This is a genomic window from Paractinoplanes polyasparticus, from assembly GCF_019710575.1.
GTDB classification, from domain to species: domain Bacteria; phylum Actinomycetota; class Actinomycetes; order Mycobacteriales; family Micromonosporaceae; genus Actinoplanes; species Actinoplanes polyasparticus.
On record NZ_JAHWFK010000045.1, the window covers coordinates 41,913 to 54,106 of the forward strand.

A 12,194-nucleotide genomic window follows, 5' to 3' on the forward strand; every position below is an offset into this window, starting at 1 on the left:
CTCCCGAAATCAGCCGTCGAGGGTCGCAGATGAGAGATATCGGCGCAGATCCTGGGTTTCCCCGCTGACCGGCCGGGCGGCCAGGATGCAGGTGTCGTCGTCGGGATTGGTGCGCCGCAACCGCGAGAGCAGCTGGGCCAGCGGCTGCCCGGGCGCGGCCCGCACGGCCTCGTCGACGGTGGCGATCACCGAGGCCAGGCCGTCGTCGGGGCCGCGGCGGCGGTGCTCGACCAGCCCGTCGGTGTAGAGCAGCAGCACGTCACCGATCCGGAAGTCGAGCCGGGCGGTCTGGTAGGTCGCGTCCTCGACCACGCCCAGCATCGGGCCATCGGGGCGTTCCAGCGCGGCCGTGCGGCCGCCCCGGCTCAGCAGCGGCGGCGGGTGACCGGCCTGGGCCCAGACGATCTCGTTGCGGGCCGGGTCGAAGCGCGCGACCACGGCGGTGGACGCCAGCTCGGGCGTCTCGCGGGCCAGTTCGCAGGACAGCGTGTTCAGGTGCCTGAGCAGCTCGGCCGGGCAGCTGGTGGTGACCGCCAGCGCGCGCAGGGCGTGCCGCAGCTGGGCCATGGTGGTGGCGGCCGGGGTGCCGTGCCCGGCGACGTCGCCCACGGCCAGCAGCACCGAGCCGTCGCGCAGCTCGGCCGCGTGGTACCAGTCGCCGCCGACCAGGTCCTCCTGACCGGCCGGCAGGTAGCGCAGCGCCACCTTGAGCCCGGGCAGCACGATCGGGCCCTCGGGGATGGGCAGGATGATCCGCTGGAGCCGGGCGGCCAGCTCGTGCTCGGCGGCCAGGCTGCGGCGCTGCTCGTCGAGCTGGCGTTCGACGTCGGCCAGCCGCTTGGCGCCCGCCTCCTGCGCGGTGACGTCCTGCACGATGCCGTAGACGCGCAGCGGGCGGCCGTCGGCGTCCCGGCTGGCGTCGGCCACCGTACGCAGATGTTTGACCCGCCCGTTGACGCGCACCCGGGTGACCACGTCGACCCGGTCGCCCCGATCGAGCTGGGCCTTGGCCGCGGCCCGCAGGGGCTCGTCCGCCTCGACTGCGCTGCCGTCGGCGGCGCCCGGGGCGAGCGGGCCGAGCCTCGGGTCGCGCTCGTAGATGCGGTAGAGCTGATCGGACCAGTAGACCTCGCCGCTGACCAGGTCCCACTCCCCCCAGCCGAGGTTGCCGAGGCGCTCGGTGCTGGCCAGCCGGTCGCCCAGCCCGCCCGGGACCTCGTCGTGCCTGGTCCAGTTGAACAACAGCCCCTCGCCGAGCCGGTGGGCCCGCACCGTGTACATCCCGTCGCGCTGCGCGAACGGGCCGAGCACGGCGGGCGCCCCGGTGTCGAGGACCTGCTGGTAGACGGCCCAGCGGTCGCTCGCCACGACTTCGGGGAAGTGCTCCGAGGTGCGCAGGCCGAGCAGCTGGGCGCCGCGCAGGCCGTTCGGGGCGACCGCCTCGGGGCTCGCGGCCACCCAGACCAGCTCGGTCAGCCGGCCGGCGGGGTCGCGCTCGGCGCTGAGGAAGGCGGCCATGCCGGGCGTGATGTCGAGGACCCGCTGCACCATGCCGATCCACGGCGCGAACCGGCGCACCGGCACAGTGGGCTGGAGCGGGGTGCGACCGGTGTCGAGGCCCGACATCATCGGGGTGTCGGAGTCGGCCACGTCGAGCAGGCGGATCACGCTGGTCGCCACCTCGAGCAGGCCGCGGTTCTCTTCGGTGGCCATGCGCAGCAGATGACGGTGAGCGTCAGCCAGGCGGCAGCGGGCCCGGCCGGCCAGCAGGCCGACCGCGCGCTCGACGGTGAGACGGCCCGACTCGCCGGCCCCGGGCGGGGCGCTCGGGCGGAGGCTCTCGACCGCCGCCGCGTACGCCTGTGTCACTGCATGGCCTCCCCAGGCTCCGTTGTCCGGTTCCTGAATACGCCGGCGGAGCGGGGGTCGTCATCGGCCGTTCATCTCGACCGGTCGCTACCTGCGGCGGGACGGGACGCTGGTCACCCGACCGGGGGTGCCCCGATGGGGTATCGCAAGGGGTTTCACAGCTCGAAAAGGGAGCGCATGGCGTCGGTGAGGCGGGCCATGCTCGAACCGGTGACCATGCCGATGCGCTCCGCACCCACCTCGGGCGGGATCCGGCGCATCCGGTTGACCACGACGACGCCGGTGATCGGGTCCTGTTCGGTGAGGGGCACCGCGTACGGCGGCAGCTCGGTGACCCCGCGCTGGCGCACGATCGGCGCGCAGAACGGAGACGCGTTCTTGCGTTCGTTGTACGAGTCGGCCGAGAGCACGAGAACGCGGTAGCGCAGGTCGGTGCGGTTGCCGATAGTCCAGATCTCGCCCCGCTTCATGTGGGCGTCCCCGTCGGCATGGGACAACCCTACCGCCGCGCGATCTTAGGCCACCGCGGGGCACACCGGCCGAAAATGCCGTCGTGCTCACCGGGTGGGACGGTGATGAACCCTGATCGGCGCCGAGCCGTAAGAATAGGCGGCGTGGCTTGCTGCTAGGGAAGGGTGTCAATGATGTCGGAGAAGGCACAAATCGGGGTCACCGGCCTCGCGGTTATGGGACGGAACCTGGCTCGCAACTTCGCCCGGCACGGGCACACCGTGGCCGTGCACAACCGCTCCTACAACCGCACCAAGGAACTCGTCGAGGAATTCGGGCACGAGGGCACGTTCCTCCCGTCGGAATCCGCCGAGGATTTCGTCGCGAGCCTGGAGCGCCCGCGCCGCGTCATCATCATGGTCAAGGCCGGGGGGCCGACCGACGCCGTGATCGACGAGTTCGCCCCGCTGCTCGAAGAGGGCGACATGCTCATCGACGCGGGCAACGCGCACTACCTGGACACGCGCCGGCGTGAGGCGGCGCTGCGCGAGCGCGGCCTGCACTTCGTGGGCACGGGCGTCTCGGGCGGCGAGGAGGGCGCGCTGCACGGCCCGAGCATCATGCCGGGCGGCTCGGTCGAGTCGTACCAGGCGCTGGGCCCGCTGCTCGAGGACATCTCGGCCAAGGTCGACGGCGAGCCGTGCTGCGTGCACGTCGGGCCGGACGGCGCCGGGCACTTCGTCAAGATGGTGCACAACGGCATCGAGTACGCCGACATGCAGCTCATCGCCGAGGCCTACGACCTGCTGCGTCAGGTCGGCGGCCACTCCCCGTCCGAGATCGCCGACGTGTTCCGCGGCTGGAACGAGGGGCGCCTGGGGTCGTACCTGATCGAGATCACGGCCGAGGTGCTGAAGCAGACCGACGCCGCGACGGGCAAGCCGTTCGTCGACATCGTGGTCGACCAGGCCGAGCAGAAGGGCACGGGCCGCTGGACCGTGCAGGCCGCCCTCGACCTGGGCGTCCCGGTCAGCGGCATCGCCGAGTCGGTGTTCGCGCGGGCGCTGTCCGGCGGGGCCGACGTCCGGAAGGCCGCGGCCGACGCGGGCCTGCCCGGCCCGTCGGCGACGGCCGGCGCGCACGAGGGCGACCTGCAGGCCGACGTCGAGCAGGCGCTGTTCGCCTCCAAGATCGTGGCTTACGCGCAGGGCTTCCAGCAGATCCAGGCGGCCAGCAAGGAGTACGGCTGGTCGATCGACCCGGGCGCGATGGCGAAGATCTGGCGCGCGGGCTGCATCATCCGCGCCAAGTTCCTCGACTTCATCAAGCAGGCGTACGACAAGTCGCCCGAGCTGCCCACCCTGCTCGTCGACCAGTACTTCCTCGAGGCCGTCAGCGGCGCCCAGGACGCCTGGCGCCGGGTCGTCGTCACCGCCGCCCGGCACGGCATCCCCGCCCCGGGCTTCGCGTCCGCGCTGGCCTACTACGACGGCCTGCGCGCCGAGCGTCTGCCCGCCGCCCTGATCCAGGGCCAGCGCGACTACTTCGGCGCCCACACCTACCAGCGCGTCGACAAGAAGGGCGCCTTCCACACCCGCTGGGCCGCCGAGGGCACTCCCGAGGTCGAAGCCTGACACGATGGGGCTGAGGGTCGCGGTCGTGGGCGCCGGTATCGGCGGCCTGACGCTGGCCCACGCCCTGCGGCGCCGGGGCGTCGACTGCGTGGTCCTCGACCGCGACGCCGGCCCCGGCGCCACCGACGGTTACCGGCTGCATCTCACCGAGCAGGCCTTCGCGGCGCTCAACGAGGTGCTGCCGGAATCGTCGGTGCGGGCGCTGCGCGCCTGCGGCGCCGGCAACGACGCGTTTCAGCAGTTCGCCGTGCTCGACCACCGGGGCCGCACCCGCCTGCGGATACCGATCCGGCATTCCGGCGAGGTGCTGCTGATCGGCCGCCGCCCGTTGCGCGCCATTCTGGCCCGCGGCCTCGAACGTCACATCCGCTGGGGCACGACGGTGACCGAGCCCCCGGGCGCCGAGTTCGACCTCGTGGTCGCGGCCGACGGCACCGGCTCACGGATCGCCGGGCAGTGGGTGGGCCGGCCGACCGCGCGCCGGTCCGGAATCATCGGCCTGGCCGGGCGATCGCGACTTCCGCAGCGCATACCGGCCGGCCTGCGCGACGGGCTCGCCTTCATGATCGGCCCGGCCGGCGTGGGTGCCTTCCTGAGCCTGCAGGCCCGACGGGGCGAGGATCCGGCGGCCGAGGACCCGTACGTGGTCTGGTCGGTCGCCGCTCCCCTGGGCTCGGCCGACGGCGACCTGACAGCGCTGGCGCACCGGCTGACGGCGAGCTGGACCGGCGACCTCCACGCGCTGATCGACGGATCCGAACCCGGCAGCGTGGCCGCTTTCCCGTTCTACTTCCCGGCGGCGCTCGAGCCGTGGCCGGCCGGGCGCGTCACGCTGCTCGGCGACGCCGTCCACCCGATGCCGCCGACGGCCGGCGCGGGAGCGAGCACAGCGATCCTGGACGCCGTTCATCTCGCCCGCGACCTGGCCGCCATGCCGTTGGAGCGGGCCCTGGCGGCCTATCAGGCCCGGTTGCTCCGGTACGCGCCGCGCGCCGTCAACGAGGCGCGGCCCGCGCTGCGGTGGCAGCGGCGGCTCGCCGATCCGCTGCTGTTCGCCCTGGCCGTGGAGATCGGCCTGCCGCTCGCCGACGCGGGGTTGCGGCTGGCTCAGACCGCGCGCAGGACCGGCGCGCTCGACATGAGGGCGCCGGCCTCGTCGGCCGGGAGGGGCTTGGCCATGAAGAAGCCCTGGCCGAGGCGGTAACCCATCTCGCGCAGGCGGTTGAGCTGGGTCTCGTTCTCGATGCCCTCGGCGACGGCGCTGAGCTGAAGGTATTCGGCCAGCTGGGCGACCGCCGCGGCCACGGCCAGACGGCCCCGGTCCTCGCCGTCGGCGATGCCGTCGACGAACGACTTGTCGAGCTTGAGGACGTCGACCGGGAAGGCCCGCAGCAGGCTGAGTGAGGAGCTGCCGGTGCCGAAGTCGTCCAGGGCCAGCCGTACGCCCATCTCGTGCAGGGCGTGCAGCGTCTCGCGCACCTGACGGCCGTCGGCCACCGACGACTCGGTCACCTCCAGCACCAGGTTGCGCGGCAGCAGGCCGGTCTCGCTGAGCACCGTCGCCACCTCGTCGACGAAGCCCGACTCGCGCAGCTGCCGGACCGCCACGTTGACGTTGATCGCCTTGATCGCGCCGTCGCCGTGCTCCCGCTGCCAGCGGGCCAGCTGCTCGCACGCCTCGCGCAGCACCCACGAGCCGAGCGGCACGATGAGCCCGGACCGCTCCGCGACCGGGATGAAGTCGCCCGGCGAGACGAAACCACGCGTGGGATGCTTCCAGCGCACCAGTGCCTCGGCGCCGTGCAGCCGGCCGGTGACGATGTCGAAGACCGGCTGGTAGAGCAGGAACAGCTCGTGCCGGATGATCGCGTTGTGCAGCTCGCTGCCCAGGCGGGCGTGGTTGACGACCTCCTGCCGCATGCGCGGCTCGAACCTCGCCCAGGCCGCCTTGCCGCCCTCCTTGGCCGCGTACATGGCGATGTCGGCGTTGCGCAGCACCTCGTCGGCGGTCTCGCCGGAGCCGGCGATGGCCACGCCCACGCTGGCGTGGGCCAGCAGCAGGTGCTCGCCGACCTTGAACGGCTCGGCCAGGGCCTGGATGAGGCGGTCGGCGGCCGCCTCGGCCGAGGCCTCCTCCTCGATGTCGAGCAGCACGGCGAACTCGTCGCCGCCGAGCCGGGCCGGCAGGTCGACCTCGGACCGGGTGCGCCGCAGCCGCTGCGCGACCTGGTAGAGCAGCTGGTCGCCGACGGCCGGGCCCATCGTGTCGTTGACCATCTTGAAGTCGTCGATGTCGATCAGCAGCACGGTCGCCGCCTGATGCCCGGCCAGGCGTTCGGCCAGCGCGGCCGTGAACCGGGTGCGGTTGGCCAGCCCAGTCAGCGGGTCGGTCATCGCCAGCCGCTCGAGCTCGGCCTGTTGCTCGCGCAGCCCGCTCAGCATCCGCCGGTTGTCGCTGAGCCCGATCAACTGGCGGGCCACGACCAGCGCCGTGATCAGCACAGCGCCGATGATGACCACCTGCTCGCGGCGGTTCATCTGCTGAGCCGAGACGGTGGTGAAGAGCGCCGCGGTGGCGACGACGGCGACGAACGGCATCAGCTCGTAGACCGAGCGCCGCCGGCGTGCGGGGGCCGGGTCGGCGTTCGGGTGCTGCAGAGCCGCCCGCTGCCGGTACGCCGCGGCGGCGAACGAGACGGCGACGAGCGGGCTGCCGAGCACCGACAGCAGCAGTCGGAAGAAGTCGTTGCCGGCGATGAGCAGCACGGCGAGGGCGACCGCGACCATCGGCGCGACGGCCAGCAGGCGCAGCGAGAGGGAGTCGATCGGGCCGTCCGCGCGGCCCGCGGCCTTGCCGATGACGACCAGGCAGAGCAGGCCGGCCACGCCGACGACACCGGCCGTGGTCCGGGTGGCCAGATCGGTGCCGGTCGGCGCGAAGCTGAGCACGACGTACCAGAAGATCAGGGCGCCCGCGACGGCCACGGTGGCCCCGTCCAGCAGCACCCGGGCCCAGCCCAGCGACGTACGGTCGCCCATCGGCAGGCGCAGGAAGGCCGACATCACCCAGAACATGCCGAGCAGCATCGGCACGGCGACATACGTGGACATGCCCGCGTTGTTGTTGGCCAGCACCAGCGCGGTGCTCGAGCTGATCAGCAGGATGACCGCGCCGTGGCCGAGCTGGCGCCAGAAGGCGCGCACGACCCGCGGCAGCACAACCATGGCGCCGATGCGTTGCAGCGACCACGCCGCGGCGATCAGGGCGACGGGGCCGCCGATATAGCCGAGCACCACATCCTGCGGGTCGCGCACGAGAAGCCACACCGTGACCGCCAGGGCAGCCACGATCGCGACCAGCAGAGGTGTGAGCCCGCTACCGGCACGCCGGGCGGCGGGCCCCACGGGTTCAGTCATGCGCGTCCTAGGGCTTAGTCGGGGTCCCTACCGCCCTCCTGTCGGCCACCGGACGCGATTTCTGAGAGGTTCAGCCCCGGAGCGCCGCCGATACCACGGCCCGGGCCTCCTCCTGGATCCGGGCCAGATGGTCGGGGCCCCGGAACGACTCGGCGTAGATCTTGTAGACGTCCTCGGTGCCGGACGGGCGGGCGGCGAACCAGCCGGGCTCGGTGACCACCTTGAGGCCGCCGATCGGGGCGCCGTTGCCGGGCGCGCTGGTCAGCACGGCGGTGATCGGCTCGCCGGCCAGCTCCTTGGCGGTGACCTGCTCGGGCGAGAGCTTGGCCAGCACCGCCTTCTCGTCGCGGGTGGCGGGGGCGTCGATCCGGGCGTACGCGGGCTCGCCGAACTTCGCGGTCAGGTCGCGGTAGTGCTCGCTGGGCGTGCGCCCGGTGACCGCGAGGATCTCGGAGGCGAGCAGATCGAGCAGCAGGCCGTCCTTGTCGGTGCTCCACGGGCCGCCGTCGCGGCGCAGGAACGAGCCGCCGGCGCTCTCCTCGCCACCGAAGCCGATCGAGCCGTCGAGCAGGCCGGGCACGAACCACTTGAACCCCACCGGCACCTCGTCCAGGCGCCGGCCGAGGTCGGCGGCGACGCGGTCGATCATCGAGGACGACACCAGCGTCTTGCCGATGGCGGCCCCGGCCGGCCAGTCGGTGCGGGCCGCGAACAGATAGTTGATCGCCACCGCGAGGTAGTGGTTGGGGTTCATCAGTCCCGCGTCGGGCGTGACGATGCCGTGCCGGTCGGCGTCGGCGTCGTTGCCGGTGGCCAGCTGAAAGCGGTCCTTCTGCTGGATCAGGGACGCCATGGCGTACGGGGAGGAGCAGTCCATCCGGATCTTGCCGTCCCAGTCGAGCGTCATGAAGCCGAAGGTCGGGTCGACGTTCGGGTTCACCACCGTCAGGTCGAGCCCGTGCCGCTCGGCGATCGCGCCCCAGTAGGCGACACTGGCCCCGCCGAGCGGGTCGGCGCCGATGCGCAGCCCGGCCGACCGGATCGCGTCGAGGTCGATGACGGCGGGCAGGTCACCGACGTACGCGTCGAGGAAGTCGTAGCCGGAGACCGTGGACGACTTCCGGGCCCGGGACGCCGGCACCCGCTTGACGTCGCGCAGGCCGGCCGCGATGAGCTCGTTCGCCCGGTCCTGGATCCATGTGGTGGCGTCGGTGTCGGCCGGGCCGCCGTTGGGCGGGTTGTACTTGAAGCCGCCGTCGTCGGGCGGGTTGTGCGACGGCGTGACCACCACGCCGTCGGCCAGGCCGCTCGACCGGCCCCGGTTGTAGGTGAGGATCGCGTGCGACACGGCCGGGGTCGGGGTGTAGCCGTCGCGGCTGTCGATCAGCGTGGTCACCTCGTTGGCGGCGAACACCTCGAGCGCGGTGATCATGGCAGGCTCGCTGAGCGCGTGGGTGTCGCGGCCGAGGAACAGCGGACCGTCGGTGCCCTGGGCCCGGCGGTACTCGACGATCGCCTGGCTGGTGGCGGCGATGTGGTCCTCGTTGAACGCGTTGCGCAGGCTGGACCCGCGGTGGCCGGAGGTGCCGAACGCGACGCGCTCGCCGACGACCTCGGGGTCCGGGTGCTCGGTGTAGTAGCGCGAGACCACCTTGGGCACGTCGATGAGATCGCGCGGCTCGGCGGGCTGTCCGGCGCGGGGGTTGGCGGACATGGTGGTGGCCTCCTTCGGGGCATGAACCTGCCTGGAGCGTATCGATACCCCATGCCCGTGACAGCGGATCGGTACTCCGTTGTCCGGCCGTTGAGTTCCGGAACATCAACAAGGTGACTTTCGGTCACCGATTGGGCAGAGACAACCCGTTGACAACGGCGTGGGAGAACGGGGGTCGTCATGCACGTCTCGGTGGTCGACAACAGCGACGCGTCGGTGGTGGTCACGATCCGTGGCCATCTCGACATCGACAGCGGGACGACCCTGACGACGACGCTCGACCAGGTGCTCGGCCGGCCCGAGCCCCGGATCGTGGTCGACCTGTCCGGCGTCGAGTTCTGCGACTCGACCGGACTGAGCGCGCTGATCGTGGGTCACAACCGGGCCGTCGCCGGCGGGGGCTGGTTGCGGCTGGCCGCGCCCGGCGAGTTCCTCCAGCAGCTGCTCGACACGGTCGGGCTGACCTCGCGGCTGGGCGTCTATCCGACGGTGGGTGACGCACTGGCCGGACGTTAGTCTCGCGGGGTGCTGATTCTGCTGCCGCCTTCCGAGGGCAAGACCGCCGCTACCTTCGGTGAACCCGTCGACCCGGGCGCGCTGTGGTTGCCGGCGCTCGGGACGGCCCGGAAGCGGGTGCTGACCCGGCTGGTGGCGATGAGCAGGCGCACCAGCGCGCGGGCGGTGGCCGATTCGCTGTCCACGCTGGGGCTCTCGGCCGGGCAGGCGGACGAGATCAGCCGGAACGCCGTGCTGCAGTCGGCCCCGGCGGCGCCCGCTGCCTCGATCTACAGCGGGGTGCTCTACGAGGCGCTGGACGCGCACAGCCTCGCCCCGGGAGCGCGGGCCTGGGTCGACCAGCGGGCCGTCGTGTTCTCGGGGTTGTGGGGCGTGGTGCGCCTCGACGACCGGATCCCGGCCTACCGGCTCTCGGTCGGGGTGACCCTGCCGTCGGTGGGCGGGCTCACGGCGTACTGGAAAAAGGTGTTGCCGAAGGCGCTCGACCCGGTGGCCGCCGGTGGGCCGGTGCTCGACCTGCGCTCGGGGGCGTACGGCGCCATGTGGACCCCGCCCGGCAACGGCTCGGCGACCGTACGGGTGCTGCACGAACGAGTCGTCGACGGGGTGGCCCGGCGCTCGGTGGTCAGCCACTTCAACAAGGCCACCAAGGGCCGCATCGTGCGGGCCCTGGCCGAGGCCGGCGCGGAACCGGCCTCGGTCGACGAGATCGTCGCGGCCCTGCGCGACCTCAAGTACACCGTCGAGGAGCAGCCCGTCGCGGCGGGCCGCCCCCGTCAGCTCGACGTCGTGGTGGCCGAGCTCTGACCTGCGTGGCGGCCCTACTTGGCGGCCAGGATGTCGACGACGAAGCGCAGGTCGCCCTGCTCGTCGCCGTAGGCCTGGGCGGCCGGCACGTCGATCTGGATGCGGCTGCCGACCTTCTGGCCGGGGATGCTCTTGTCCCAGCCCTGGATGACGCGGCCGGTGCCGATCGGGGTGCTGAACGGCTCGCCGCGCTGCCACGACGAGTCGATGATCTGGCCGGTCTTGTAACCGACCAGCACGTAGTTGGCGGTGACGGTCTGGCCGGCCTTGACCGCGGGGCCCTTGCCGGGCACGAGGACGGTCACCTTGAGCTTGCTGACGGCGCCGGCGCCGCCCTTGACCACGGGCTCCTTCGCCAGCGCGGCCGGGGTGTCGACCGGTGCGGGCTGGCCCTCGGCGGCCGGCGGCACAGCCTCCGACGGCACAGCCTCGGTCGGCGCCTCCGCGCTGGGCTCCGCCGGCGCAGCGGCGGAGGCGGGCGCGGCGGCCGGTGGCGTCGCGGGCTCGGGGTCACCGCCCCGCACGGTGACGAAGACGGTCACCAGGACGGCGACCACGGCCAGCCCGGCGACGGCGCCGGCGATGGCCTGGCTGCGGCGCTTGGCAGTGTCGCCGGTGATGGGTCGGGCGGTCTCGGTGCTCATATGTCGTCGACTCTCCTGTTATCGGCGTCGGCCGGAAACTTCGGACACGGTACCTGTCCTCGTGACGAAGCCCACGCGGAACCTCGTCCGAACCACCTAGGCCCGTGATCACCCGAACGGGCGGTCACTCATTCCGCTCTTCACCGTCACGCATCGAAGTGCCATTGTTGACGCCCTGCACAGCTTTCTTCGCGCTGTGAATTGGTGAATTACTTTCGTGCTGTTGATCGGGAGGGTCGGTTGCCGTCGACCGCAGATGGTCGCCGCAGGCGCCGGACCGGCCATCGCGCCCGCTCCTCGGGGTTCGCCGAGGGCGGTCGTCAGTGGAACGAGGTGCTCTCCTCGGCCGCGGTGATCCTGGCCGGGGTGCTCGTCGTCATCGGGTTCGGCTTCATCGCCACCCGCGGGCTGAAGGGCAACGACGAGCCGGCCCCGCCCATCGACCCGCCGGCGCCGGCCCTGGGCGACCTGCGACTGCCCCCGCCGACCGGTAGCAGCAGCAGTCCGGGGCTCATTCCGCTGGGCAGCGCGTCGCCCTCGCCGTCACCCAGCATCACCCGGGCCACCACCGTGCCGCCGCCCTCGCGCGACCAGCTCCGGCTGGCCAAGGACTCCGTGCCCACGGTGGTCGACCTGGCGGCCGAGGGCGAGAGCGACTGGGTGCACTGGGGGCTCGACGGCACGTTCTCGCTCGAACGGGACAAGAAGGGCGACTTCCGCATCCTCGAGGGCGCCCCGACCGCGCCACGTTTCCGGCACTCGCTGAGTCCGCAGAAGTTCAAATGGAGCGGCGGTGACCCGGTGGCGAGCAGCGGCGGCACGACCACCGGCATCCGCACCTGCGGCAAGGGCAACGGGTTCACGCTCACGGCGCCGGCCGGCACCACGCCGCGGGTCCTCAAGCTCTATGTAGGTGTCTTCGCAGCACGCGGAAAGCTGACCGCGCGGCTGAGCACGGGCGAGTCGACCGGCACTACCGTGCTGGAGCAACGCGGTGACACGCTGCGCACGGCGGTTCTGACCGTGGCCTACCAGGCGCCGAGATCCGGCCAGGTACGGCTGAGCTGGACCACCGACGCCGCGTATGGGAAAGGTTGCGCAGGGGTAGCCCTGGAAGCGGCGACGCTTTCATGAAGTGTTCTC

10 protein-coding genes are annotated in these 12,194 nt (G+C 72.3%); 5 read left to right on the forward strand and 5 right to left on the reverse strand.

Translation table 11 applies throughout. From position 1 onward, the window contains the following. Window positions 1–9: 9 nt before the first annotated feature. Together KXC43_RS37585 and KXC43_RS37590 are read right to left on the reverse strand one after the other, a co-directional pair. The gene (locus KXC43_RS37585; protein WP_308129436.1) at window positions 10–1,869 is read right to left on the reverse strand and encodes a SpoIIE family protein phosphatase; all 1,860 of its coding nucleotides are present in this window, start codon (window positions 1,867–1,869) and stop codon (window positions 10–12) included. A gap of 155 nt (window positions 1,870–2,024) precedes the next feature. Beyond that, complete coding sequence (locus KXC43_RS37590) at window positions 2,025–2,339, reverse strand: type II toxin-antitoxin system PemK/MazF family toxin (RefSeq protein WP_221380991.1); 315 nt, start codon at window positions 2,337–2,339, stop codon at window positions 2,025–2,027. 174 nt (window positions 2,340–2,513) lie between these two features. Between KXC43_RS37590 and gnd the strand changes: the two genes are divergently transcribed. After that, window positions 2,514–3,953, forward strand: coding sequence for an NADP-dependent phosphogluconate dehydrogenase (gene gnd / locus KXC43_RS37595; protein ID WP_221380992.1), 1,440 nt, complete (start codon window positions 2,514–2,516; stop codon window positions 3,951–3,953). A gap of 4 nt (window positions 3,954–3,957) precedes the next feature. Beyond that, window positions 3,958–5,157: an FAD-dependent oxidoreductase gene (locus KXC43_RS37600; RefSeq protein ID WP_221380993.1), complete on the forward strand. Its 1,200-nt coding sequence runs from the start codon at window positions 3,958–3,960 to the stop codon at window positions 5,155–5,157. Here KXC43_RS37600 and KXC43_RS37605 read toward each other — a convergent pair. Further along, the gene (locus KXC43_RS37605) at window positions 5,061–7,370 is read right to left on the reverse strand and encodes a putative bifunctional diguanylate cyclase/phosphodiesterase (RefSeq protein ID WP_221380994.1); all 2,310 of its coding nucleotides are present in this window, start codon (window positions 7,368–7,370) and stop codon (window positions 5,061–5,063) included. The genes KXC43_RS37600 and KXC43_RS37605 overlap by 97 nt on opposite strands. A gap of 70 nt (window positions 7,371–7,440) precedes the next feature. After that, window positions 7,441–9,084 (reverse strand): phosphoglucomutase (alpha-D-glucose-1,6-bisphosphate-dependent), encoded by a 1,644-nt coding sequence (gene pgm, locus KXC43_RS37610; RefSeq protein ID WP_221380995.1) that lies wholly within the window; start codon window positions 9,082–9,084, stop codon window positions 7,441–7,443. Window positions 9,085–9,264: 180 nt separating this feature from the next. On the opposite strand from pgm, the gene KXC43_RS37615 reads away from it, so the two are divergent. Both KXC43_RS37615 and yaaA read left to right on the forward strand, forming a co-directional pair. Beyond that, entirely contained in the window at window positions 9,265–9,600 is a 336-nt protein-coding gene (locus tag KXC43_RS37615) for an STAS domain-containing protein (protein ID WP_221380996.1), read from the forward strand. 9 nt (window positions 9,601–9,609) lie between these two features. Further along, window positions 9,610–10,407 carry a peroxide stress protein YaaA gene (yaaA, locus tag KXC43_RS37620; protein ID WP_221380997.1) on the forward strand — a complete coding sequence of 266 codons (798 nt, stop codon included), beginning with the start codon at window positions 9,610–9,612 and terminating at the stop codon, window positions 10,405–10,407. Window positions 10,408–10,421: 14 nt separating this feature from the next. Here the strand turns inward: yaaA and KXC43_RS37625 are convergent, their stop codons facing one another. After that, window positions 10,422–11,051 (reverse strand): FKBP-type peptidyl-prolyl cis-trans isomerase, encoded by a 630-nt coding sequence (locus KXC43_RS37625; protein WP_221380998.1) that lies wholly within the window; start codon window positions 11,049–11,051, stop codon window positions 10,422–10,424. Window positions 11,052–11,291: 240 nt separating this feature from the next. Here KXC43_RS37625 and KXC43_RS37630 point away from each other — a divergent pair, with 240 nt between their 5' ends. Continuing rightward, window positions 11,292–12,185 carry a hypothetical protein gene (locus tag KXC43_RS37630; protein WP_255645519.1) on the forward strand — a complete coding sequence of 298 codons (894 nt, stop codon included), beginning with the start codon at window positions 11,292–11,294 and terminating at the stop codon, window positions 12,183–12,185. Window positions 12,186–12,194: the final 9 nt, after the last annotated feature.